The following is a 23831-nucleotide window of genomic DNA, read 5'->3' on the forward strand; positions in this document are numbered from 1 at the left end:
GCTGTCCTGCAGGTGCGGCTTGAGGTCGAACTTCCTCCAGATCCGCCCGACGGTCGACTTCGGTGGAGCGTGCCGGGCCGGTGGTGGTCCGGCGGCCTGCCGGTCAGCCGAGCAGGCGCTTCAGCCGCTCGCCGGCCGAGCCCAGCACCGAGCGGGCCTCGGCCAGCTTGTCGCTGCTCACGCCGCCGTCCCGGGCCGCGTCGCGGACCTGGTCGCGGAAGCGGTCGAGCAGCCGCTCCAGTTCGCGGGCCGGGTCGCCGGCCGGGTCGGTCCGCGCCCACGGCGGCAGGTCGGCCGGGGCGGTCGGCGTGGTCGGCTCGTCCTTGTCCCGGTCGATCCGGGTGACGGTGACCTCCTCGGCCGGCCCGTCGGCCGACTGGCCCCAGCGGGCCGCGTCGGCCAGCCCGGACAGGCCCTTGGTCAGCTCGGCCAGGCCCTCGGCCAGGCCGGTCGGCCAGTCGCCCTTCGCGGCGTGCTCCCGCACCTGCTGCTCGACCCGGCGCTTGATCCGCAGCGCCTCCTGCTGAGCGGCCGTCCGCGAGGCCTTGGCCTGCTCGCGCAGCCTGCGGGCCTCCTCCTCGGCGGCCTTCGCCTTGGCCTTGGCGGCCTTCTCCTGCTCCCGGGCGCGCTTGGCCTGGTCCTTGGCCTGCCGCTTGAACTGGGCGAACTCCTCCTTGGCGCGCTGCCAGGACTCGTTGTCGCCCCACGGTCCGGACCACGGGTCCCCGCCCTCGGCGCGGTCCGGCCGGGGGGCCTGCCGGGCGGCCTGCCACAGCTCCTCGCGCAGGTCCTTGGCGCTGTCCCGGACGTCCTCGCGGATCGCCCCGGCCAACTGCGCCACGGAGTCGTGGATCTCCACTTCCAGGTCGTCCAACTCGCCCTGTCGGGCTTCCAGTTCGGCGCGCCCGGCGTCGGTCAGCCGGTAGACCTTGCGGCCGCCCTCGGTGCTGTGGGTGACCAGGCCCTCCTGCTCCAGCTTGGCGAGCCGGGGGTAGACCGTCCCGGCGGAGGGCGCGTACAGGCCCTGGAAGCGCTCCTCCAGCAGGCGGATCACCTCGTAGCCGTGCCGCGGGGCCTCGTCGAGCAGCTTCAGCAGGTAGAGCCGGAGCCGGCCGTGGCCGAACACGGGCGTCATCTCACGCCTCCTTGGTGAGGTCGGGCTTGCCGAGTCCGGCCGGGAGCTCCTTGACGACCACCGGCGCCTCGTCCTCGGGGTCGGGGCGGCGCAGCACGGTGACGCCGCCGGAGACGGTGGTCACGGCGAGGCTGCCCCGGCCGTCGCCGAGCTGGCCGGACAGGCGCTTGGCGCCCCAGCTGCCGCTGAGCTTGAGGCCGTCGAAGGTGCTGGAGATGTCGCCGCTGGTGGAGCCGGCCTCGACCTTGGCGTCGGCCAGCGAGGGGATCCGGATGACGACCGGGCCGCTGACGGTGGTGACCTTGACGTCGGCCGGGTTGGCGACGTCGAGGTCCAGGGTGACGGCGCCGGTGACGGCGTTGGCCTGGACCCGGTCGGCGGTGCCGGCGACGACGGTGAGCTGGCCGGAGACGGTGTTGACCTTGAGCTGGCCGGCCACCGACTGGGCGTCGACGTCGCCGGTGACGGTGTTGGCCTCGGTGCGGCCGGTCAGGCCGACCAGGGTGGCGTCGCCGCTGGCGCTCTGCACCGAGACGTGGCCGGTGATCCCGGAGACGGTGGCGTCGGCCGAGACGGTGCCGACCTTGACCTCGGCGTCGGCCGGGACGGTCAGGGTGACGCCGGCGACGCGCTTGCGCTTGAAGGAGCTGAAGAAGCCCTTGACCGCGTCGACCGACTTGAGCCGGTCGCCGAACTCGCCCCAGCTGTTGATGTCCTTGTAGGTGACCGTCAGGACGCCGTCCACCAGGGTCACGTGCAGCGGCTCGCCCTGGAGCTCGGTGACCTCCAGGCGGGCCGGGCCCTCGGCCGCCACCACGTTCACCGTGCCCTCGATGATCCGCACGTGCAGCGCCCGGACCGCCTCGTCGATGGTGATCCTCTCGGGTCCCTCGACCGTCCACTGGCTCATCTCTGCCGCCTCCCGTTGCCGATCGCGATGTATCGCGTTCTCTTCCAAAGACGATATATCGCGTGACGCGCAAGTCAAGCGCGCCGTCCCGGATCCCGTCCCTGAGCCGTCCCGGAGCCGCCCCCGAGGCGCCCCCTACGGGCGGGCGCGGATACGTGAGGGGCCCGGCAGGCGATCGCCTCCCGGGCCCCTCATCAGCGGTTCAGTGCGACGGCACCGCACCGGTCACTCGTCGTCCTCGTCGTCGAGCCGGGCCAGCCAGGTGGCCAGCCGCTCGACGGGGATCTCGAAGTCCGGGTTGAGGTCGACGAACTCGCGCAGTCGCTCGGCCAGCCACTCGAAGGTGACCTCCTCGTCGCCGCGCCGGTTCTGCAGCTCCTCGATGCCGCGGTCGGTGAAGTACACGGGTTCACTCCGGTCCGATGGGGATTGACCTGGTCAGGATAGTCGGGGACGCCCGCGGCCCCCGTCTCCCAGGGGAGGACGGGGGCCGCGGGCGTCGGTGCTCCAGCGCCTCGGGGCGTCAGGGCCTCAGAGCGAGTAGACCTCTTCGATCAGCGCCTGCTGCTCGGCGGCGTGCCGCTTGGCCGAGCCGACCGCCGGGGACGAGGCCGTCGTGCGGGCGACGCGGCGCAGCCGCGAGCCGTTGGCGCTGCGGCCGACGACGACCTGGAGGTGGTCGACCAGGTTCATCGCGATGAACGGCCAGGCGCCCTGGTTGTCCGGCTCCTCCTGCGCCCAGACGAACTGGACGTCGTCGCCGTAGCGGGCGAGCTCCTCCTGGAGCTCGGCCACCGGCAGCGGGTAGAGCCGCTCGACCCGGACGATCGCGGTGTCGGTGACGCCGCGCTCGGTGCGGGCCGCCGCCAGGTCGTAGTAGAACTTGCCGGCGGTGATGACGACCTTGCGCACCTGCGCCGGGTCGACGGTGTTGTCACCGATGACCGGGCGGAAGGAGCCGGACAGGAACTCCTCGGTCGCACTCGCCGCGGCCTTGAGACGCAGCATCGACTTCGGGGTGAAGACGACCAGCGGCTTGTGGTGCGGGTTGTGCGCCTGCCAGCGCAGCAGGTGGAAGTAGTTCGACGGCAGGGTCGGCATGGCGACCGTCATGTTGTTCTGCGCGCACAGCTGCAGGAAGCGCTCCGGGCGGGCGGACGAGTGGTCCGGGCCCTGGCCCTCGTAGCCGTGCGGCAGCAGCAGGGTGACGCCCGAGTGCTGGCCCCACTTCTGCTCGGCGGAGGCGATGTACTCGTCCACCACGGTCTGCGCGCCGTTGACGAAGTCGCCGAACTGCGCCTCCCACATGACCAGCGAGTTCGGGCGGGTCAGCGAGTAGCCGTACTCGAAGCCCATCGCCGCGTACTCCGACAGCAGGCTGTCGTAGACGGTGTAGCGGGCCTGGTCCTCGGTGAGGTACTGCAGCGGGGTGTAGTCCTCGCCGGTGTTGCGGTCGATCAGGACGGCGTGCCGCTGGCCGAAGGTGCCGCGGCGGCTGTCCTGGCCGGCCAGGCGGACCGGGTGGCCCTCCATGAGCAGCGAGCCGATGGCGAGGGTCTCGCCCGTCGCCCAGTCGATGGTGTTGTCCTCGACGGAGGCGGCGCGGCGCTGGAGCTGCGGCAGCAGGCGCGGGTGGACGGTCAGCCAGTCCGGCAGGTTGACCTGCGAGGCGGCGATCCGCTTGACCATCTCCTGGGAGATGCCGGTCTGGATGTTGACCGGGAAGTCGGCGACCGGCTTGCCGGCGGTGGCCGGGGCCGGGGTCTGGGCGGCGTCGCGGACCTCGGCGAAGACCTTCTCCAGCTGGCCCTGGAAGTCCTGGAGCGCCTGCTCCGCCTCTTCCATGGTGATGTCGCCGCGACCGATCAGGCCCTCGGTGTACAACTTGCGCACCGAGCGCTTCTTGTCGATCAGGTCGTACATCAGCGGCTGGGTGAACGACGGGTTGTCGGCCTCGTTGTGACCGCGGCGGCGGTAGCAGATGAGGTCGATCACGACGTCCTTGTGGAACGTCTGGCGGAACTCGAAGGCGAGCCGCGCGACGCGGACCACGGCCTCCGGGTCGTCGCCGTTGACGTGGAAGATCGGGGCCTCGATCATCCGGGCCACGTCGGTGCAGTACATCGAGGAGCGCGAGGACGCCGGGGCGGCGGTGAAGCCGACCTGGTTGTTGACCACCAGGTGGATCGTGCCGCCGGTGCGGTAGCCGCGCAGCTGCGACATGTTCAGGGTCTCCGCGACGACGCCCTGGCCGGCGAAGGCCGCGTCGCCGTGGATCTGGATCGGCAGCACCGGGAAGGTGGTGCCGCCCTGGTCCAGGATGTCCTGCTTGGCGCGGGCGATGCCCTCGACGACCGGGTCGACCGTCTCCAGGTGGGAGGGGTTCGCGGCGAGCGAGACCTTGATGGTCTCGCCGTCCAGGCCGGTGAAGGTGCCCTCGGAACCGAGGTGGTACTTCACGTCGCCGGAGCCGTGCATCGACTTCGGGTCGAGGTTGCCCTCGAACTCGCCGAAGATCTTGCCGTACGGCTTGCCGACGATGTTGGCCAGCACGTTCAGGCGGCCGCGGTGGGCCATGCCGATGACGGCCTCGTCGAGGCGGTGCTCGGCGGCGGCGTCGATGGTGGCGTCCAGCAGCGGGATGAGCGACTCGCCGCCCTCCAGCGAGAAGCGCTTCTGCCCGACGTACTTGGTCTGCAGGAAGGTCTCGAAGGCCTCGGCCGAGTTCAGCCGGCGCAGGATGCGCAGCTGCTCCTCGCGCTCGGGCTTGGAGTAGGGCTTCTCCAGGCGCTCCTGCAGCCACTTGCGCTGCTTCGGGTCCTGGATGTGCATGTACTCGACGCCGACGGTGCGGCAGTACGTGTTGCGCAGCAGGCCGAGGATGTCGCGGAGCTTCATCATCTTCTGGCCGCCGAAACCGCCGACCGCGAACTCGCGCTCCAGGTCCCACAGGGTGAGGCCGTGGGTGGTGACGTCCAGGTCGGGGTGCTTGCGCTGCTTGTACTCCAGCGGGTCCGTGTCGGCCATCAGGTGGCCGCGCACGCGGTACGCGTGGATCAGCTCCATGACGCGGGCGGTCTTGTTGACCTCGTCGTCGTGGGTGGTGGCGACGTCGGTGGCCCAGCGGACCGGCTCGTACGGGATCCGCAGCGACTCGAAGATCTCGTCGTAGAAGCCCTTCTCGCCGAGGAGGAGGCGGTGGATCTCGCGCAGGAACTCGCCGGACGCCGCGCCCTGGATGACGCGGTGGTCGTAGGTCGAGGTCAGCGTCATGATCTTGGAGACGCCCAGGCGGGACAGGGTCTCCGGGGCGGAGCCCTGGAACTCGGCCGGGTACTCCATGGCGCCGACGCCGACGATGGTGCCCTGGTTCTGCATCAGGCGCGGCACGGAGTGCACGGTGCCGATGCCGCCGGGGTTGGTCAGCGAGACCGTGACGCCGGTGAAGTCGTCCATGGTCAGCTTGTTGGCGCGGGCCCGGCGGACGATGTCCTCGTAGGCCTGCCAGAAGCCGAAGAAGTCGAGGGTCTCGGCCTTCTTGATGGCCGCGACGACGAGCTGGCGGTCGCCGTTCGGCTTGACCAGGTCGATGGCCAGGCCGAGGTTGACGTGCTCGGGCTTGACCAGGAAGGCCTTGCCGTTCTCCACCTTGTAGCTGTAGTTCATGCCCGGGGCGGCCTTGATGGCCTGGACCAGGGCGTAGCCGATCAGGTGGGTGAAGGAGACCTTGCCGCCGCGGGCGCGCTGCAGGTGGTTGTTGATGACGATGCGGTTGTCGATCAACAGCTTCGCGGGTACCGCGCGGACCGAGGTCGCGGTCGGCACCTCCAGCGAGGCGTCCATGTTGGTGGCGACGGCCTTGGCCGGGCCGCGCAGCTGGATCAGCTCGGGGCCGGCGGGCGCGTCCGCCGCGGCGGCGGCCGGAGCGGCCGGAGCGGTCGGGGCGGCGGCCTTGGGGGCCGGGGCCGGGGGCGCGACGGGAGCTGCGGCGAGCGGCGCGGGGGCCGGCGCCGGAGCGGCCGGGGCGGCCGGTGCGGCGGGGGCGGTCGCGGCCGGAGCAGCAGCAGCGGGCGCGGGGGCAGCGGCAGGGGTCGGCGTGGGGCCGGCCTGGGTCGCGGCCTGGGTCACTGGGGTCACCTCGGTACCGGGCTTGTAGTCGGCGAAAAAGTCCCACCAGGCTCGGTCGACCGAGTTCGGGTCCTGGAGGTACTGCTGGTAGATCTCATCGACGAGCCACTCATTGGGACCGAAGCCAGTGGAGCTAGCCGAGCTATTGGGGGTTTCAGGGGACTGTGGCGACACGGCGGCAACCGCCCTCTTCCGCTTCCTTTTGGGATGTTTGGACAGCGGGGATTAAGGCTACGCCCCTGACCAGTGATCGCGCAGTCCCCGGGCCCCAGGCGTCGCCCAGATCACAGTCCTGACCTGCAGTTTGGCTGAAAATGTGCGTTAGAAAGCCGTATCTGAGGGGAAGCGATCGCCTCCACCCATAGGGCATATCCGGGCAAAACCGGACAAAGCCCCATGCGGATCATCCAATGATCTTCGTGTACGTCTGTGTCGCTTCTGTGACACATCCGACCCTCAGCGCTGCCCCGGCAGCCGGACCTCGATCCGGCAGCCGCGCGGCGACTCGGCGACCGCGATCCGACCGCCGTGCAGGTCCACCGCCCAGCGGGCGATGGCCAGGCCGAGGCCGGTGCCGCCGTCCGAGCCGGGCCCCTGGGCGGTCGCGGTGCCGCTGCGGCTGAACCGCTCGAACACCCGGCCGCGGTCGGCCGGCGGGATGCCCGGGCCCTCGTCCTCGACCTCCAGCAGCAGGCCGCCGGGCCCGCCGTCGGGCCGCGCGCGCACCGTCACGGTCCCGCCGGGCGGGGAGTGCTTGCAGGCGTTGTCGACCAGGTTGGCGACCACCTGGTGGAGCCGTTCCGGGTCCGCCACGCCGGTCAGGCCGGTCGGGCTGACCTCCAGCGCCAGCCGGACGTCGCCGCGCCGGGAGAACGCCCCGCCGGCCGTCGCGCCGTCCACGGTGACCCCGCGCAGCACGCCGTCCAGGAACTCGCGCACCTCGAAGGGGCGGGCGTCCAGGTCGACAACGCCGTCGTCGATCTTGGAGAGGTCCAGCAGGTGGGTGACCAGGCGGCCGAGCCGCTCGGTCTGCTCCAGGGCGGCCCCCAGGGTCGCCGGATTGGGCTGGACGACGCCGTCCACCACGTTCTCCAGCACGGCGCGCAGCGCGGCGATGGGCGTGCGCAGCTCGTGCGAGACGTTGGCGACCAGCTCGCGGCGGTGCCGGTCGGCGGCCCCCAGATCGGCGGCCATCTGGTTGAAGGTGGTCGCCAGTTCGCCGATCTCGTCGCGCGAGTTCACCTCGACCCGGCGGCTGTAGTCGCCGGAGGCCATCGCGCGGGCGGCGGCCGTCATCTCGCGCAGGGGGGCGGTCAGCCCGTGCGCGAGGAACTGCATGAAGAGCAGCGAGGCGATCATGGAGAAGACCATGATGATCCGGATCTGGGTCTCGGACCGGATCGCCACGACCACCATGCCGGTGGCCAGGAAGACGGAGACGATCACCAGCAGGGCGAGCTTGCCCTTGATCGAGCGGACCGGGTCGAGCGGCCGGATGTCGGCCCAGACCCGGCGGGCGGCGCGGGCGGCCAGCGTCTGCGACCGCGTGCCGCCGGTGTCCCCGTTGCGTTGCTGTGGAAAGGTCATTGGTCCCCTGTGATCCCCGCGTACGTCCCCCGCGTGGTGCGCGGCAGTTCGGGACACGGGCCCCCCGGAGGCCCGTCGCCCGAGGCTCGCCGCTAGGAGAGCGGGGCCTCCAGCGCGTACCCGACGCCGTGGACGGTACGGATCCAGCTCGCGCCGATCTTGCGGCGCAGCGCCTTGACGTGGCTGTCCACGGTGCGGGTGCCGGACGCGTCCGTCCAGTCCCAGACCTCGGCCAGCAGCTGCTCGCGGGTCAGCACGGCGCGCGGCTGCGCGGCCAGGCAGGCGAGCAGGTCGAACTCGGTGGGCGTCAGGTGGACGTCGCCCGAGGCGAGCCGGACCCGGCGCTGCACGTGGTCGATCTCCAGCTCGCCGAAGCGCAGCGAGCCGAGCGCGGGCGTGCGGGCCGCCTGCTGGGCGCGCTCGACGCGGCGCAGCAGCACGTTGACCCGGGCGGCCAGTTCGCGCATCGAGAACGGTTTGGTCATGTAGTCGTCGGCGCCCACGCCGAGGCCGACCAGCAGGTCCGTCTCGTCGTCGCGCGCGGTCAGCATCAGCACCGGCACCGGGCGCTGCGCCTGGATCCGGCGGCACACCTCAAGGCCGTCGAAGCCGGGCAGCATGATGTCGAGGACCACCAGGTCCGGCTGCCAGGTGTGGAAGCCGTCGACCGCGCCCGGCCCGTCGTGGGCCACGGCGACCTTGAAGCCCTCCGCGCCCAGCCGGGCCGCGATCGACTCCGCGATCGTCGGCTCGTCCTCCACCACCAGCACTCTGCGTTGGCTGCTCACCGTGCCGCCGCTGTGGTTGTTGTCCTGCTGAAGTTCTGTCACGGTCACGCCACCGCCCCCAGGGCTGCGGGCCGGCCACCTGTGGGGATGGCGGGACTCCGCTCGTAGTCTTGTTCCGTCGTGGACTGTGCCGGGTCCGCCGTCCCGTCGTGCGTGCGGGTCGGCGGGCGGATTGTCGCCCGCCCACTTCTCCCGCGCACTTCGCAGCGTACGGACAGCGGATGCCTCCCGGCAGGTGGACCGGACGTTTCCGGCCCGTGGGCCGGCTGTCGGGCCGCCCTCGGAGCCCACTGCACGAGTGGGCACGGGCCGATACCTTACCCGGCGATTTTTCTCTGCGTAACGGTACGTATGCAGTCGAGTTGACGCCAAGTCGCCGGTCAGAGCCCCTGTCGGCGCGCTCGCCGAAAGAAGGTCTGGACCAATATCAGGAATCCGGTCGACCGGTTTCCTGACGGTCTTCACCGGCTTTTCTCAGATGCCTCTCAGAACCTCGACGTAACGTGGCCACGACAACGCCCCCGCAGGGCGGGATCCGCGGCGCGCGCCGGTACGTTGGGCACCTGGGTGAGGGGCCGGTGGCTGCCGGCGTGGAGCGGAGGGCGGCATGGCTGGACTGCGGCGAGGTGCCGGACGGGTCGGGGCGCCGCCCGCCGGCCCGCCGTACGGGATGCTCCGGCACGGTCTGCGCACCGGCGTCGTCGAGTGGCTGCTGGCGCGGGTGCCGACACCCCGGCGAAACCCCTTCACCCTCGGCTATCTCGCCGTGGTGGGCGCCACCACGACCTTTGCCAAACTCGCCGATCCGGAACTCGTGCAGCGGCTGCAGGAGGCCTCCAGTTCCGACGGCCACAACCTCCTGCAGCACCCCCTGCGCGCGCTGGTGCTCAGCGGCTTCTGGGTGGCCGGCGAGGTGTGGATGCCGTACCTGTGGGGATTCGCCGTCACCCTCGCGCCGCTGGAGCGCCGGATCGGCCCCGCCCGGGCGGCGGCGGTCTTCGCGATCGGGCACGTCACGGCCACGCTGCTGTCCCAGGGCGTGGTGATCACCGCGGTGGAGACCGGGCGGATGGAGGCCGGGGCACTGGACTACCTGGACATCGGCGTCAGCTACGGCGTGCTCACCTGTCTGGGCGCGGTGGCCGGGCTGCTGCCGTGGCGCGGGCGGCTGGTCGCGCTCGGCGGCGCCGGGCTGCTGATCGCCGAGCAGATCCTCACCGAGCGGGACCTGGTCACCGCCGTGGGGCACCCGGCCGCGGTGCTCACCGGGGTGGCGCTGTGGCGCTGGCTGCGCCGGGCCCAGGCCCGCCGGCCGCGGCCGAAGCCGCGGACGCGCCGGGTCGAGGCGCCGGCCGCGGGCTCCTCGCCCGCGCCGGGCGGCGCTCCGGTCCTGGACGTGCGCTGACCCTTCCGGGTGTCGCCCCCGGGCGCTTTTGACGGCACTTCCCTCGCCCTCCCCCTGCTCGCTCCACACCCGCTCCTGTTCGCTCACGGCGAACGCCGCCCCGGGAACATCCGGCGCGCGCCAGGCCTTAGTCAGGTCGACTCAACTTCACTGACTGGGGAGAGATCATGGCATCGACGTCCACACCGCTCACCCTGCCCGTGCTGCCGCTCGACGACGAGGTCGTCCTGCCGGGCATGGTCGTCCCGCTGGACCTCAAGGACACCGAGGTGCGCGCCGCGGTCGAGGCCGCCCGCGCGGCGGCCACCGGCACCGGCAAGCCGCAGGTCCTGCTGGTCCCGCGGGTGGACGGCTCGTACGCGGCGGTCGGCACCCTGGCCACCGTCGAACAGGTCGGCCGACTGGCCGACGGGGAGCCGGCCGCGCTGGTGCGCGCCGTGCGCCGGGTCCGCATCGGGGCCGGCACCACCGGCCCCGGCGCCGCCCTCTGGGTGGAGACCACGCCCTTCCGGGAGTCCTCGGTGGACACCCCGGTGGCCGGCCGGGCCGCCGAGCTGGTCAAGGAGTACAAGGCGCTGTCCACCCAGTGGCTGCGCAGGCGCGGCGCCTGGCAGATCGTCGACCGGGTGGCCCAGATCGAGGGCGTCGGCGAGCTCGCCGACAACATCGGCTACGCGCCCTTCGCCACCGCCGAGCAGAAGCTCAAGGTGCTGCTGGAGGCCGACCAGGTCGCCCGCCTGGAGTACGCGCTGACCCTGCTGCGCGACCACCTCGCCGAGGAGGAGGTCAACGACACCATCCGCAAGGACGTCGAGGAGGGCGTGGCCAAGCAGCAGAAGGAGTTCCTGCTCCGCCGCCAGCTGGAGGCCGTCCGCAAGGAACTGGCCGAGCTCAACGGCGACCCGGCCGACGAGGAGGGCGACTACCGCGCCCGGGTCGAGGCCGCCGACCTGCCCGAGAAGGTCCGCGACGCGGCCCTCAAGGAGGTCGACAAGCTGGAGCGGGCCTCCGAGCAGTCTCCCGAGGGCCCCTGGATCCGCACCTGGCTGGACACCGTCCTGGAGCTGCCCTGGAACGAGCGCACCGAGGACGCGTACGACATCGCCGGCGCCCGCGCCGTGCTGGACGCCGACCACGCCGGCCTGGCCGACGTGAAGGACCGCATCGTCGAGTACCTCGCGGTGCGCAAGCGCCGGGCCGACCAGGGGCTCGGGCTGGTCGGCGGCCGGCGCGGAGGGGCGGTGCTGGCGCTGGTCGGCCCGCCCGGCGTCGGCAAGACCTCGCTCGGCGAGTCGGTGGCCCGCGCCATGGGCCGCACCTTCGTCCGGGTCGCGCTCGGCGGCGTCCGGGACGAGGCCGAGATCCGCGGCCACCGGCGCACCTACGTCGGCGCGCAGCCCGGCCGGCTCGTGCGGGCGATCAAGGAGGCCGGCTCGATGAACCCGGTCGTCCTGCTCGACGAGATCGACAAGGTCGGCTCCGACTACCGGGGCGACCCGGCCGCCGCCCTGCTGGAGGTGCTGGACCCGGCGCAGAACCACACCTTCCGGGACCACTACCTGGAGGTCGAGCTCGACCTCTCGGACGTCGTCTTCCTCGCCACCGCCAACGTGCTGGAGGCCATCCCCGAGCCGCTGCTCGACCGGATGGAGCTCGTCCGCCTCGACGGCTACACCGAGGACGAGAAGGTCGTCATCGCCCGCGACCACCTGCTCCCGCGCCAGCGCGAGAAGGCCGGACTGGGCGGCGACCAGGTCAGCGTCGACGAGGCGGCGCTGCGCCGACTGGCCGGGGAGTACACCCGGGAGGCCGGCGTGCGGAACCTGGAGCGCTCGATCGCCCGGGTGCTGCGCAGGATCGCCGCCCAGGCCGAACTCGGCGAGCGCGAACTGCCCGCCGCGATCGGCCCGGACGAGCTGCGCGCCCTGATCGGCCGGCCCCACCACGTGCCGGAGGCCGCCCAGGCGCCGGCCGAGCGGCGCACCGCCGTCCCCGGCGTGGCCACCGGCCTCGCCGTGACCGGCGCCGGCGGCGACGTCCTCTACATCGAGGCCTCGCTCGCCGACGCCGAGACCGGCGGCACCGGACTCACCCTCACCGGGCAACTGGGCGACGTGATGAAGGAGTCCGCGCACATCGCGCTCTCCTACCTGCGCTCGCGCGGCGCCGAACTGGAGCTGCCGGTCACCTCGCTGCGCGACCGCGGCGTGCACCTGCACGTCCCCGCCGGGGCCGTCCCCAAGGACGGGCCGAGCGCCGGCATCACCATGACCACGGCGCTCGCCTCGCTGCTGTCCGGCCGCAAGGTGCGCACCGACCTGGCGATGACCGGCGAGGTGTCGCTGACCGGGCGGGTGCTGCCGATCGGCGGGGTGAAGCAGAAGCTGCTCGCCGCCGACCGGGCCGGCGTCACCACGGTGATCATCCCCAAGCGCAACGAGGCCGACCTGGACGACGTCCCGGCCGAGGTGCTGGAGCGGCTCACCGTCCACCCGGTGGCGGACGTGCGGGAGGTGCTGGAGCTGGCCCTGGAACCGGCCAAGGTCCTGGCCGCGGCGGCCTGACCCGGCCGCGCCGGGTCGACGGGCGGACCGACGGGAGGATCGACGGGAGGATCGACGGGAGGACGGCGTCTGCGCGTGCCACACTGCGGAGATGCCGTCCCCCACGCAGCGCGCCCTGGCCCGGGTGCCGGCCCGGCTGCGTCCGTTCCTGGTGCGGCACCGCAGGCTGGTGAAGTTCCTGCTGGTCGGCGGCGCCTGCTTCACCCTCACCCTGGTGATCGACTTCGAGCTGAAGTTCACCGTGCTGGAGCGCAAGCCGGTGGTCGCGCTGACGATCGCGACCGTGATCTCGACCGTCGTCTCCTACGTGCTCAACCGTCGCTGGGCCTTCCGGACGGCCGGGCACCCGCGCGAGGCACTGCTGTTCTTCCTGGTCAGCGCCATGGCGATCGCCGTCAACGACCTGCCGCTGGCACTCTCCCGCTACGCCCTGGACCTGCGCGAGCCGTACGTCGGCCCGTTCGCCCAGGAGACCGCGGACTTCCTCAGCGGGATGGTCGTCGGCACCTTCGCCGCGATGCTGTTCCGCTTCTGGGCGATGCAGCGGTGGGTCTTCACCCGGCCCGCCGAACGGGCGCACCCTAGGTACGAACCCGGTTACGCTGCACCCGAGATGCCACGGGATGCGCCATAAGGCCGTGAGGTGAGGGTTATGCGCGGGGAACCGGACGCGGTTCGGAGCGGGCCCGCCAGCCAGCAGGGGATGCGCCGGGCCAACCTGGCCCTGGTGCTCGGGGTGATCGCGCGCGCCCCGCGATCCCGGGCCGAGGTGGCCGCCGAGACCGGCCTGACCAGGGCCGCCGTCTCCTCGCTCGCCGAGCAGCTGATCGCCGGCGGCCTGGTCGTCGAGGAGGGCCCGGCCGCGCCCAGCGGCAAGGTCGGCCGCCCCGGCACCGCGCTCGGGCTCAACCCGCTCGGGCCCGGCGGCCTCGGCGCCGAGATCGGCGTGGAGCACCTCGGCGCCTGCGTGGTCGACCTGAGCGGCGAGGTCCGGACCTGGCGCCGCCGCGAGGTCCGCAACCGGGGCCGCCGGCCCGCCGCGGTCATGGCCGACCTCGCCGAACTGCTGCACGCGGCCGTCGCCGAGTCGGGCCTGCGCCCGGCCGGGCTGACCCTGGCCGTCCCCGGGCTGGTCGGCACCTCCGGCGGGGTGCTCCAGCGGGCCGCCAACCTGGGCTGGCGGGACGTCCCGCTGGCGGCCGAACTGCGCCCCGCGCTGCGCGCGGCCGGCGCGGCCGAACTGGCCGAGCTGCCGGTCGAGGCGGACAACGAGGCCAACCTGGGCGGGCTGGCCGAACGGTGGCTGGGCGGCGGCCCGGAGGACTTCCTGTACGTCTCGGCCGAGGCCGGCGTCGGCGCGGCGATCGTGGTCGGCGGGCGGCTGCTGCGCGGGGCGCGCGGCTACGCGGGCGAGTTCGGCCACGTACCGGTCCACCCGGACGGCCACCGCTGCGCCTGCGGCGCGCACGGCTGCCTGGAGCAGTACGCGGGGGAGGCGGCCGTGCTGCGGGCGGCCGGGCCGGCGGGCGCGCGGGGCGACTGGGTGACGCTGCTCGCCGGGCGGGCCGGGGCCGGGGACGAGGCGGCCCTCGCGGTGCTGGCCGGGGCCGGTTCGGCGCTGGGCATCGCGGCCGCCGGGGCGGTCAACCTGCTGGACCCGGCCGAGGTGGTGCTGGGCGGCGGCTACGCCCGGCTGGCGTCCTGGCTGCTGCCGGCGATGCGGGCCGAGCTGGCCGCCCGGGTGACGGTGCGGCCCTGGTCGGACGAGCGGCTGACGGTGTCCCGGCTGGGCCGGCGCGGGCCGCTGCTGGGCGCCGCGGTGGGCGTGGTGCGGGCGGTCGTCGCGGACCCGGGCCGGTTCGCCGGCGGCTGACTCCCGGCCCGGGACGCACCGGAGCCCCCGGCCGGGCGGCAGGGGGCTCCGGGTGAGGAACGCGGGGGATCAGGCCTCGGAGGACGCCTCGGCGGCGACGATCTCGCGGCCGCCGGAGCGCGGGCCGCGCAGCACGGCCAGGTAGGCGACGCCGATGCCGATCAGCGCCCAGACCACCAGGACCACGATCGGCATGCCCAGGTTGGTGGAGCCGAAGTAGGCGATCGACTTGGTGGCACTGGTCCCGGCGCCGTTCGGGATCAGCGAGCCGATGGCCCGCCAGAACGGCGGCATCATCGGTGCCGGGTAGACGCCGCCGGCGCTCGGGTTGCCCAGCACCACGAAGATCAGCACCGCGACGCCGATGCCGATGACGTCGAACAGGCACTGCAGCGCCATGGTGAACGCGCCGACCGTGAACACCACCAGGGCGCCGATGCCGGTCAGGGCCAGGATCGAGCCGGGCAGCGCGTCCAGCACCGGTCCGGCGATGATCGTGCCGCCGAGGCCGGCGCCGACCGAGTACAGCGCCAGCACGCCGAGGCGGATCAGCAGGCGGTGGACGTTGGCGGGCTTGGAGCCGGCGCTGATGCCGAGGATCGAGGCGACCAGGTAGCCGCCGACGCACCAGCCGATGACCAGGTAGAACGCGGAGAGGCCGTTGGTGTCGCCCTTGGCGAGCGGCACGACGTCCTCGACCTTGACGGTGCGGCCCTGGGACTTGTCCAGCGCGGTGGTGATGGACTCGGCGGCCTTGGCGGCGGAGGTGCCGCGGGCGCCGCCGACCAGCAGGGTGTCCTCGGTGCCGGTCGGGTTCACGACCAGCGCGGCGTAGATCTTCTGGTCCTTGATCTGCTGGGTGGCCGTCTCGGCGTCCGGGGCGGTGACGGCCTTGACGGCGTCGTCCGGCACGGATTCCAGCCCCTGGACCAGCTTGGGGGTGACCTGCGGCGGGGCGACCACCGCGATCGACAGCTCGTGCGGGGCCGGGTGGTGCAGCGCCCCGACGTACGAGGTGATGAAGCCGAGCTGCAGCAGCAGCACGCCGATCACGAGCAGTGCCGCACGCGGTGTGACCGCGCCCTTCAGTTCAGCGACGAAACCCTGCCCCGGGGCGGCCATCCACATCTCCTTGTGTATTGGGGGAAAACGGATACTTCATACCATGAACTAGTTGGCTTGTCGCACCCCGCGCGCCGCGTTCCGGCCAACGCGGCTGCGGGATACTGGCGCGGTGAGTGACGAGGAATCCCTGCTGGCGGTGGAGCGCGAGGTCGCGCTGATGTTCCGGCGGGGCCGGGCCCGAGTGGCGGAGCTCTCACGCCGGGTGCACCCCGAGCTGGAGGGGATGGCCTACAGCATGCTCGGCTACATCGAGCAGGCCGGGCGGGTGCGGGTGACGGACGTCGGCGTGCACTTCGCGGTCGGCAAGGCCACGGTGAGCCGGCAGATCCGGGCGCTGGAGGAGCTGGGTCTGGTGGCCCGGGAGACGGATCCGCTGGACCGTCGGGCCGCGCTGGTCTCGCTGACCGAGGACGGGCGGCGGCGCTACCTGGCGGCCCGGGACGTCCGGATGCGGCGGGTGCGGGAGCTGCTGGGTAGCTGGTCGCCGGAGGACGTGGACCGCTTCGCGGTGCTGCTGCACCGCTTCAACGACGTGATCGGGGATCCGCCGGCGGAGTGACCGGTGGCCGGGCCCCGGGGCGGGGCCGGTCCGCGGCGGTTGGGGCCGGGCCCGGGGCGGCGGCTGGGGCGAGGCCTTTACTTGGGCTTGAAGAAAGTTGCCTTAGTCAACCATCGGGCCTATGGTTGCGTAAGGCAACGATTTTCCCTGCCCGCGCACCCCCGCCCCCCGCTCACTCCTCCCGCCGAAGGACCCAGATGACCGTCACAGCCGAGGCGACCGTCGGAGCCGCCGTCGACGATCAACCGATGACCCACCGGCAGGTGATGGAGGCGCTGTCCGGCCTGCTGCTCGGCCTCTTCGTGGCCGTGCTCTCGTCGACCGTCGTCTCCAACGCCCTGCCGCACATCCTCACCGACCTGCACGGCGGCCAGTCCGCCTACACCTGGGTGATCACCGCGGCCCTGCTGACCCTGACCGCCTCCACCCCGATCTGGGGCAAGCTCTCCGACCTTGTCAGCAAGAAGCTGCTGCTCCAGATAGCCCTGCTGATCTACATCGCCACCTCCGCCCTGGCCGGCCTCTCCCAGAACACCGCCGAGCTGATCGCCTGCCGCGCCCTCCAGGGCATCGGTGCCGGCGGTGTGGTCGCACTGGGCCAGATCTGTCTGGCCGCGATGGTCCCGCCGCGCGAACGCGGCCGTTACAGCGGCTACTTCGGCGCGGTCTTCGCGCTGGCCACCATCGGCGGACCGCTGATCGGCGGCGTCATCGTGGACACCTCGTGGCTGGGCTGGCGCTGGTGCTTCTACGTCGGCATCCCGTTCGCGCTGGCCGCGATCCTGGTGGTGCAGCGCACCCTCAAGCTGCCGGTGGTCAAGCGCAAGGCGAAGATCGACTACCTGGGCGCGCTGGTCATCACCGGCGCCGTCAGCCTGCTGATGATCTGGATCACGCTGGCCGGCACGAACTACGACTGGCTGTCCTGGCAGACCGCCGCGATGGTCGGCGGCGGCCTGCTGCTGGGCGCCCTGGCCGTGGTGATCGAGCGCCGCGCCGCCGAGCCGATCATCCCGCCGGACCTCTTCAAGTACCGCACCGTCACCCTGGCCGCGGTGGCCAGCGTGCTGGTCGGCGTCGGGATGTACGGCGCGACCACCTTCCTCAGCCAGTACTTCCAGCTGGCCCGCGCCAAGTCCCCGACCATGGCCGGCCTGATGACCCTGCCGATGATCCTCGGCCTGGCGCTCGCCTCCACCGTCGCCGGCCGGCTGATCACCAAGTACGGCAAGTGGAAGGCCTACCTGGTCGCCGGCACGGCGCTGCTCGCGATCGGTTTCGGCCTGCTCGCCACCGCCCGCGCCGACACCGACTACAAGCTGCTCTGCGTCTACATGGCGATCACCGGCATCGGCCTCGGCCTGACCAGCCAGAACCTGGTGCTCGCGGTGCAGAACACGGTGCCGCGCCACGAGCTCGGCGCGGCCAGCTCCGTGGTGACCTTCTTCCGCACCATGGGCGGCGCGATGGGCGTCTCCGCGCTCGGCGCGCTGATGAACAGCAAGGTGACCCACTACCTCGCGGAGAACCTGGCCGCCGCGCACATCCCGGCCGCGAGCGCGGCCGGCGGCGGGGGCATCCCGGACCTGCACAAGCTGCCCGCCCCGATCGTCCCGCTGGTGACGGACGCGTTCGGGCACGGCGTCGGCACCGTCTTCCTGTGGGCCGCGCCGTTCGCGGCGCTGGCCTTCGTCACGGTGCTGTTCATCCGGGAGACCGCGCTGAAGACCAGCCAGCAGGGCTGACTCCGGGCGGGGACGCGCGAACGGGCCGGGGAGTGTGGATCACACTCCCCGGCCCGTTCGGTTCGTCCCGCGCGCGGACGGCGGGAACCGTCGGACCGCGCCTACGGCGCGGCGATCAGGACCAGGCCGTAGACGACGGCCGCGGCGCAGAGGCCGAAGCAGGCGTAGGCGCCGGCCAGGGCCAGCCGGCCGCCGCCCGGCTCCTGGGCGGCCTCGCCCTCGCGGGCGCTCAGCGCGGCCTCGCGGCGGGACAGGGCCAGGATGCCGAGCGCGAAGACGGAGACCACGGCGACGGTGATGCCGAAGCTGGCACCGGCGGTCTGGGCCAGGGCGTTCCACTTGATGTGCATGGCGGGTGCTCCTCAGCCTGCGGCGCTCAGGCCGCGACCGTGGTCGAGGCGGGGGTGGGGGTGTTCGCGGGGGCGGCGGTGGCGGGGATCTCCACCGGGGTGACGTCGTTGACGTCGTTGACGTTGTCCGCGCTGATCGGCTGGCGGCGGGAGATCAGCCACATCGCGCCGGAGCCGGCCACCAGCACGGCGCCCACCAGGACGATGCCCCAGGTGCCCTGGCGGACCAGCAGCGCGGCACCGCCCGAGACCAGCGCGGCGGCCGGCAGGGTCAGCGCCCAGGTGTAGACCATGCGGCGCACCAGGCTCCAGCGCAGCTCGGCCTTCGGGCCGCCGAGGCCGGCGCCCATGATGCCGCCGGAGCAGACCTGGGTGGTGGAGAGGCCGAAGCCCATGTGCGAGGAGGTCAGGATGACGGTCGCGGCGGCCGACTCGGAGGCGAAGCCCTGCGGCGCCTTGATGTCGGCGAGACCCTTGCCCATCGAGCGGATGATCCGCCAGCCGCCCATGTAGGTGCCGAGCGCGATCGCGGCGCCCGCGGAGATGATCACCCAGGTGGGCGGCAGCGCGCCGTGCGGCAGGGCGCCGACCGACACCAGGGTCAGGGTGATGATGCCCATCGTCTTCTGGGCGTCGTTGGTGCCGTGCGCGAGCGAGATCAGCGAGGACGAGAAGATCTGGCCGGTCTTGAAGCCCTTGGTGGCGGTGGCCTCGTTGCCCTTGCGGGTGATCGCGTAGGCCAGCTTGGTGGCGCCCCAGGAGGCCAGGCCGGCGACCAGCGGGGAGGCGATCGCCGGGATCAGGATCTTGGAGAGGACGGTGTCGAAGTTGACGCCGTTCATGCCGACGCCGACCACGGTGGCGCCGATCAGGCCGCCGTACAGCGCGTGCGAGGAACTGGACGGCAGGCCGCGCAGCCAGGTCAGCAGGTTCCAGAGGATCGCGCCCGCCAGTGCGGCGAAGATGATCTCGGGGTGGATGCCGCTCTTCTCGTTGACGATGCCGCCGGAGATGGTGGTGGCGACCTTCACGGACAGGAACGCGCCCGCGAAGTTGAGGACGGCCGCGATGGTGACCGCGACCTTCGGCCTGAGGGCTCCCGTCGCGATGGAGGTGGCCATCGCGTTGGCGGTGTCGTGGAACCCGTTGGTGAAGTCGAAGGCGAGCGCCGTGATGATCACAACGGCTACCAGGAACGAGATGTGTTCCATACCCAAACAATCGTCGTAGTTGTCGCACGGACGTTGGTGTCGTCGCGACCGTAGGTCTGTTTGGTAAACGGAAGGTGAACTGAGCCGGGAATCGTGGTTCCGCTGGTGTCCCAGTGGTGTCCGGAAGCTTTCGGAGGGGTGTCGGCGGTCGCGCTGAGCTGGACATTAGCGAAGTTCGCCCCGGTTCGCTCCGGTTTGCTGAGAGCTGTCTCACAGATCAACCGAGAATTAACCTCCCAGTCCGGATGCGCCCTGTTTCCGGTGAGTAACCCGTGGGAGGATCTGCGGGATCCGGGGACGCCGGTGACAGGCTGGGGCGGGGAGGACCAACCCATGGGCGGGGCTGCACAGCGCACTGAATCGGCAGTCGTACGGCCCTGGCTGAGGGCGGCACTGCGTTGCGGAGCCGCCCTCGCGGCCGCCGCGCTCGCCCTCCCGCTCGCCGCGCAGGCCGCGTACGCCGCCCCCGATCCGGGCGCCTCGATCACCGCGGCCAGCCCGGGCGACGACCCGCTCGCCGCCGCCAAGGCCACCCTCGGCCCGCTGCTCGACCAGCTGCACACGCTCTACCAGAGCGCCGAGACCGCCACCGAGCAGTACAACGGCGCCGTCGCCAAGGTCGCCGAGCAGCAGGCCGCGCTCACCGACCTCCAGGGCCGGCTGGACCGCCAGCAGAAGCAGGTCGACGCCGGCACCGACATCGCCTCCCAGCTCGCCGCCGCCCAGTACCGCAACGGCGCCGCCTCCGCCTACGCCGAACTGCTGCTCTCCAAGGACCCGTACGAGGCCGTCACCATCGCGGAACTGCTCACCGCCGCCAGCCGCTCGCAGTCCGAGTTCCTGGACCGGCTGAAGACCGACCGCGAGGCCCTCGCCGGCCTGACGAAGCAGACCGAGGACGCGCTCAGGACCTCCCAGACGCTGGTCACCCAGCAGGACGCCGCCAAGGCCAAGGTCGCCACCGACCTCGCCTCCGTCGAGCAGCTGGTCTCCTCGCTCACCGGCGCCCAGCGCACCGAACTGGAGAAGCTGGAGAAGGCCAAGGCCGACGAGGCCCAGCTCGCCTTCCTCGCCTCCGGCGCCCTCGGCAAGGGCGAGCGCACCCCGTCGGCGGCCGGCCGCACCGCCGTCGCCTTCGCGCTCGCCCAGCTCAACAAGCCGTACCTGTGGGGCGGCGCGGGGCCGGACTCCTACGACTGCTCGGGCCTCACCTCGCAGGCCTGGCTGCACGCCGGGCTGCCGATCCCGCGCACCAGCCAGGAGCAGTGGGCCCAGCTCCCGCACATCGCGCTGAACCAGCTCCGCCCCGGCGACCTGGTCATCTACTTCGAGGGCGCCACGCACGTCGCGATGTACATCGGCGGCGGGCTGGTCGTCCAGGCACCTCGGCCGGGCGCCGTCATCAAGGTGTCGCCGATCGGCTCGATGCCGATCCTCGGGGCGGTGCGGCCCGACCCGTCCGGCGCGGCGGACGAGGCCGGCGGCAGCTGGAAGGTGCCCGACCTGCCCGCCGGCTGGGACACCGTCACCCCGATCGCGCCCAGCCCGGCCAACCAGGTCCCGACCGCCCCGGCCCCCGGCACGCCCGCCGACCCGCCGGCCACCCCGGGCACGCCGTCCACCGCCCCGGGCACGCCCGCGGACACCGGCACCGGCACGCCGTCCGGCACCGGAACGCCCACCGACCCGGGGACGCCGTCCGGCACCGGCACCACCGCCCCCGGCACGCCCACCCCGACGCCGACCGGGACCGGCACCGGGACCGGCACGCCCGCCCCGACCGGGACGGGCACCCCGGCGCCGACCGGCACGGGCCCGGCGACGCCCACCCCGACCGGCGCCGGCACCCCGGGTTCCACCGGCACCGCCGCCTCCACCACCACCGGCTCGGCGAGCGCCGGGGCCCCGGGCAGCGCCACCGCGACACTGCCGCTCGGCACCAACTGAGTCATGAGGAAGGCCGCCCGGCGTCCGCGGACGCCGGGCGGCCTTCGCGTGCGTCACGCCGGGGCGCCGGTGTCCGGCTCGAAGCGGACGACCACGGCCTTGGAGGTCGGCGTGTTGCTGATGTCGGCGGTGGAGTCCAGCGGGACGAGCACGTTGGTCTCCGGGTAGTAGGCCGCCGCGCCGCCGCGGGCCACCGGGTAGTGGACCACCCGGAAGTGCGGGGCGCGCCGCTCGACGCCGTCCCGCCACTCGCTCACCAGGTCGACGAAGTCGCCCTCGGCCAGGCCGAGTTCGGCGGCGTCGGCCGGGTTGACCAGGACCACCCGGCGGCCGCCCTTGATGCCCCGGTAGCGGTCGTCCAGGCCGTAGACGGTGGTGTTGTACTGGTCGTGCGAGCGCAGCGTCTGCAACAGCAGGCGGCCCGGCGGGACCTCGGGGGCGGTGAGCGGGTTGACGGTGAAGTTGGCCTTCCCGGTCGCGGTGGGGAAGGTCCGGGAGTCGCGCGGGCCGTGCGGCAGGGTGAAGCCGCCGGGGCGGCGGACCTTCTCGTTGTAGTCCTCGAAGCCGGGGACGACCCGGGCGATCCGGTCCCGCAGGGTGTCGTAGTCGGTGGCGAAGTCCTCCCACGGCACGGTGTCCCCGGGGCCGAGGACGGCGCGGGCCAGCCGGCAGACGATCGCGGTCTCGGAGAGCAGGCCCGGGGCGGGCGGGCGCAGGCCGCCGCGCGAGGAGTGCACCTGGCCCATCGAGTCCTCGACGCTGACGAACTGGGCGCCGGCGCCGGTGACGTCCCGGTCGGTGCGGCCCAGGGTGGGCAGGATCAGTGCGCGGGCGCCGGTGACCACGTGCGAGCGGTTGAGCTTGGTGGAGACGTGCACGGTCAGCCGGCAGCGGCGCATCGCCGCCTCGGTGACGTCGGTGTCCGGGGTGGCCGCGACGAAGTTGCCGCCCATCGCGAAGAACACCCCGACCCGGCCGTCGCGCATCGCCCGGATGGTGTCCACCGAGTCGAGGCCGTGCGCGCGCGGCGGCTCGAAGCCGAACTCCTCGCCGAGCGCGTCCAGGAAGGCCGTCGAGGGCCGCTCGAAGATGCCCATCGTCCGGTCGCCCTGGACGTTGCTGTGCCCGCGCACCGGGCAGACCCCGGCGCCCGGGCGGCCGACGTTGCCGCGCAGCAGCAGGAAGTTGACCACCTCGCGGATGGTCGGGACGGCGTGCTTGTGCTGGGTGAGGCCCATCGCCCAGCAGACGATGATCTTCCGGGAGCCCAGCACCAGCCGGCCGAGCTCCTCGATCTGCTCCCACGGCAGGCCGGTCGCGGCGAGCACCTCGGCGCGGTCGGTCGTTTCCGCCTGCGCCTCGAACTCCTCGAAGCCGTGGCAGTGTTCGGTGACGAAGGCGCGGTCGACGCCGTCCTGCTCCAGGATCATCCGGTTGAGCGCGCGGAACAGCGCCAGGTCCCCGCCGAGGCGGATCTGTAGGAACAGGTCGGTCAGCTTGGTGCCGTGGCCGACCAGGCCGCGCGCGTGCTGCGGGTTCTTGAAGCGCTCCAGGCCGGCCTCCGGCAGCGGGTTCACGCTCACGATGGTGGCGCCGGCCCGCTTGGCGCGCTCCAGCGCGGAGAGCATCCGGGGGTGGTTGGTGCCCGGGTTCTGGCCGGCCACGATGATCAGGTCGGCCTGGTAGAGGTCCTTGAGGCTGACGCTGCCCTTGCCGACGCCGAGCGTCTCGGTGAGCGCCGAACCGGACGACTCGTGGCACATGTTGGAGCAGTCCGGCAGGTTGTTGGTGCCCAGCCGGCGGGCGAACAGCTGGTACGCGAAGGCGGCCTCGTTGCTGGTCCGCCCGGAGGTGTAGAAGGCGGCGCCGTCCGGGGTGTCCAGGGCGCGCAGTTCCTCGGCGATCAGCGCGAAGGCGTCGTCCCAGGAGACCGGCGTGTAATGGGTGGCGCCCTCGTCGAGCAGCATCGGCTGGGTGAGGCGGCCCTGCTGGCCCAGCCAGTAGCCGGAGCGCCCGGCCAGCTCGGCGACCGGGTGGGCGGCGAAGAACTCGGCGCGGATCCGGCGCTCGGTGGCCTCCTCGGCGACGGCCTTGGCGCCGTTCTCGCAGAACTCCGCCGTGTGCGTCTTCCCCGGCTCCGGCCAGGCGCAGCCGGGGCAGTCGAAGCCGTCCGGCTGGTTGACCTTGCGCAGCGTGGCGAGGGTGCGGAGGGGGCCCATCTGCTCGGCGGCCATCCGCAGGCTGTGGCCGACCGCGGGCAGCCCGGCCGCCGCGTGCTGGGGCGCGGACACCTCGGGGGCGTCCTGCGCCGGGTCGCTCTGCGGGGCCTGCTTGGCCATGACCGCTTCTCCTCGGCTCTGCTCGTCCGGCGGCCGCGACACCGGGGCCGTCGGGCCCGCCGCTTCGTCGCGGGGGCTCAGGGCCCATCCTTCCATCCGGGTGAAGGCGGGGGGAGGGGGGCCGAACGGGCGTCGGTGGAGTCGGAGAGGCCGGGGTGGGCCCTG

At 72.8% G+C, this 23831-nt stretch carries 17 protein-coding genes; 7 read left to right on the forward strand and 10 right to left on the reverse strand.

Going from position 1 to position 23831, the window contains the following annotated elements; genetic code table 11:
- Nucleotides 1-103: 103 nt before the first annotated feature.
- From AB0O82_RS09735 to AB0O82_RS09760, 6 genes are all read right to left on the reverse strand, one after another.
- Nucleotides 104-1135: a PadR family transcriptional regulator gene (locus tag AB0O82_RS09735; protein ID WP_363581922.1), complete on the reverse strand. Its 1032-nt coding sequence runs from the start codon at nt 1133-1135 to the stop codon at nt 104-106.
- 1 nt (nt 1136) lies between these two features.
- Nucleotides 1137-2045: a DUF4097 family beta strand repeat-containing protein gene (locus AB0O82_RS09740; protein ID WP_363581924.1), complete on the reverse strand. Its 909-nt coding sequence runs from the start codon at nt 2043-2045 to the stop codon at nt 1137-1139.
- 225 nt (nt 2046-2270) lie between these two features.
- Complete coding sequence (locus AB0O82_RS09745) at nt 2271-2450, reverse strand: DUF6104 family protein (protein WP_063347844.1); 180 nt, start codon at nt 2448-2450, stop codon at nt 2271-2273.
- A 126-nt stretch (nt 2451-2576) separates the two neighbouring features.
- Entirely contained in the window at nt 2577-6347 is a 3771-nt protein-coding gene (locus AB0O82_RS09750; protein WP_363581926.1) for a multifunctional oxoglutarate decarboxylase/oxoglutarate dehydrogenase thiamine pyrophosphate-binding subunit/dihydrolipoyllysine-residue succinyltransferase subunit, read from the reverse strand.
- Between the two features lie 282 nt (nt 6348-6629).
- Complete coding sequence (locus tag AB0O82_RS09755; protein ID WP_063347842.1) at nt 6630-7760, reverse strand: HAMP domain-containing sensor histidine kinase; 1131 nt, start codon at nt 7758-7760, stop codon at nt 6630-6632.
- A 92-nt stretch (nt 7761-7852) separates the two neighbouring features.
- Nucleotides 7853-8590: a response regulator transcription factor gene (locus AB0O82_RS09760; protein WP_063351140.1), complete on the reverse strand. Its 738-nt coding sequence runs from the start codon at nt 8588-8590 to the stop codon at nt 7853-7855.
- 565 nt (nt 8591-9155) lie between these two features.
- On the opposite strand from AB0O82_RS09760, the gene AB0O82_RS09765 reads away from it, so the two are divergent.
- The 4 genes from AB0O82_RS09765 (at nt 9156) to AB0O82_RS09780 (ending at nt 14390) form a co-directional block, all read left to right on the forward strand.
- Nucleotides 9156-9953, forward strand: a complete 798-nt coding sequence (locus AB0O82_RS09765; RefSeq protein WP_363581928.1) for a rhomboid-like protein — start codon at nt 9156-9158, stop codon at nt 9951-9953.
- A 167-nt stretch (nt 9954-10120) separates the two neighbouring features.
- A complete protein-coding gene (gene lon / locus AB0O82_RS09770) occupies nt 10121-12517 on the forward strand; it encodes an endopeptidase La (protein ID WP_363581929.1) in 2397 nt (798 codons plus the stop codon).
- Between the two features lie 91 nt (nt 12518-12608).
- On the forward strand, nt 12609-13151 hold the full coding sequence (locus AB0O82_RS09775) for a GtrA family protein (RefSeq protein ID WP_363581931.1): 543 nt from the start codon (nt 12609-12611) through the stop codon (nt 13149-13151).
- 18 nt (nt 13152-13169) lie between these two features.
- Nucleotides 13170-14390 (forward strand): ROK family transcriptional regulator, encoded by a 1221-nt coding sequence (locus tag AB0O82_RS09780; protein ID WP_363581933.1) that lies wholly within the window; start codon nt 13170-13172, stop codon nt 14388-14390.
- A 69-nt stretch (nt 14391-14459) separates the two neighbouring features.
- On the opposite strand, the gene AB0O82_RS09785 is transcribed toward AB0O82_RS09780, so the two are convergent.
- Nucleotides 14460-15512: an ABC transporter permease gene (locus tag AB0O82_RS09785; RefSeq protein ID WP_363581935.1), complete on the reverse strand. Its 1053-nt coding sequence runs from the start codon at nt 15510-15512 to the stop codon at nt 14460-14462.
- Between the two features lie 112 nt (nt 15513-15624).
- Here AB0O82_RS09785 and AB0O82_RS09790 point away from each other — a divergent pair, with 112 nt between their 5' ends.
- Nucleotides 15625-16074: a MarR family transcriptional regulator gene (locus AB0O82_RS09790; RefSeq protein WP_363581937.1), complete on the forward strand. Its 450-nt coding sequence runs from the start codon at nt 15625-15627 to the stop codon at nt 16072-16074.
- A 197-nt stretch (nt 16075-16271) separates the two neighbouring features.
- Entirely contained in the window at nt 16272-17819 is a 1548-nt protein-coding gene (locus AB0O82_RS09795; protein ID WP_063347836.1) for an MDR family MFS transporter, read from the forward strand.
- Nucleotides 17820-17920: 101 nt separating this feature from the next.
- On the opposite strand, the gene AB0O82_RS09800 is transcribed toward AB0O82_RS09795, so the two are convergent.
- Together AB0O82_RS09800 and AB0O82_RS09805 are read right to left on the reverse strand one after the other, a co-directional pair.
- Entirely contained in the window at nt 17921-18169 is a 249-nt protein-coding gene (locus AB0O82_RS09800; RefSeq protein ID WP_063347835.1) for a hypothetical protein, read from the reverse strand.
- Between the two features lie 26 nt (nt 18170-18195).
- Complete coding sequence (locus AB0O82_RS09805) at nt 18196-19380, reverse strand: inorganic phosphate transporter (RefSeq protein WP_363581939.1); 1185 nt, start codon at nt 19378-19380, stop codon at nt 18196-18198.
- 333 nt (nt 19381-19713) lie between these two features.
- Here AB0O82_RS09805 and AB0O82_RS09810 point away from each other — a divergent pair, with 333 nt between their 5' ends.
- A complete protein-coding gene (locus tag AB0O82_RS09810) occupies nt 19714-21327 on the forward strand; it encodes an NlpC/P60 family protein (RefSeq protein ID WP_363581941.1) in 1614 nt (537 codons plus the stop codon).
- A gap of 53 nt (nt 21328-21380) precedes the next feature.
- Here AB0O82_RS09810 and AB0O82_RS09815 read toward each other — a convergent pair whose 3' ends face one another.
- Nucleotides 21381-23666, reverse strand: a complete 2286-nt coding sequence (locus AB0O82_RS09815; RefSeq protein WP_363581943.1) for an FdhF/YdeP family oxidoreductase — start codon at nt 23664-23666, stop codon at nt 21381-21383.
- Nucleotides 23667-23831: the final 165 nt, after the last annotated feature.

The organism is Kitasatospora sp. NPDC088264 (assembly GCF_040685715.1).
GTDB lineage: Bacteria > Actinomycetota > Actinomycetes > Streptomycetales > Streptomycetaceae > Kitasatospora.

What these genes read in the sequence shown, in the direction of transcription:
- AB0O82_RS09785 (WP_363581935.1), bottom strand. Translation starts at nt 15,512, where the DNA reads ATGGCCGCCCCGGGGCAGGGTTTCGTCGCTGAACTGAAGGGCGCGGTC.
- AB0O82_RS09800 (WP_063347835.1), bottom strand. Translation starts at nt 18,169, where the DNA reads ATGCACATCAAGTGGAACGCCCTGGCCCAGACCGCCGGTGCCAGCTTC.
- AB0O82_RS09780 (WP_363581933.1), top strand. Translation starts at nt 13,170, where the DNA reads ATGCGCGGGGAACCGGACGCGGTTCGGAGCGGGCCCGCCAGCCAGCAG.
- AB0O82_RS09805 (WP_363581939.1), bottom strand. Translation starts at nt 19,380, where the DNA reads ATGGAACACATCTCGTTCCTGGTAGCCGTTGTGATCATCACGGCGCTC.
- AB0O82_RS09795 (WP_063347836.1), top strand. Translation starts at nt 16,272, where the DNA reads ATGACCGTCACAGCCGAGGCGACCGTCGGAGCCGCCGTCGACGATCAA.
- AB0O82_RS09740 (WP_363581924.1), bottom strand. Translation starts at nt 2,045, where the DNA reads ATGAGCCAGTGGACGGTCGAGGGACCCGAGAGGATCACCATCGACGAG.
- AB0O82_RS09755 (WP_063347842.1), bottom strand. Translation starts at nt 7,760, where the DNA reads ATGACCTTTCCACAGCAACGCAACGGGGACACCGGCGGCACGCGGTCG.
- lon (WP_363581929.1), top strand. Translation starts at nt 10,121, where the DNA reads ATGGCATCGACGTCCACACCGCTCACCCTGCCCGTGCTGCCGCTCGAC.
- AB0O82_RS09775 (WP_363581931.1), top strand. Translation starts at nt 12,609, where the DNA reads ATGCCGTCCCCCACGCAGCGCGCCCTGGCCCGGGTGCCGGCCCGGCTG.
- AB0O82_RS09735 (WP_363581922.1), bottom strand. Translation starts at nt 1,135, where the DNA reads ATGACGCCCGTGTTCGGCCACGGCCGGCTCCGGCTCTACCTGCTGAAG.
- AB0O82_RS09815 (WP_363581943.1), bottom strand. Translation starts at nt 23,666, where the DNA reads ATGGCCAAGCAGGCCCCGCAGAGCGACCCGGCGCAGGACGCCCCCGAG.
- AB0O82_RS09810 (WP_363581941.1), top strand. Translation starts at nt 19,714, where the DNA reads ATGGGCGGGGCTGCACAGCGCACTGAATCGGCAGTCGTACGGCCCTGG.
- AB0O82_RS09765 (WP_363581928.1), top strand. Translation starts at nt 9,156, where the DNA reads ATGGCTGGACTGCGGCGAGGTGCCGGACGGGTCGGGGCGCCGCCCGCC.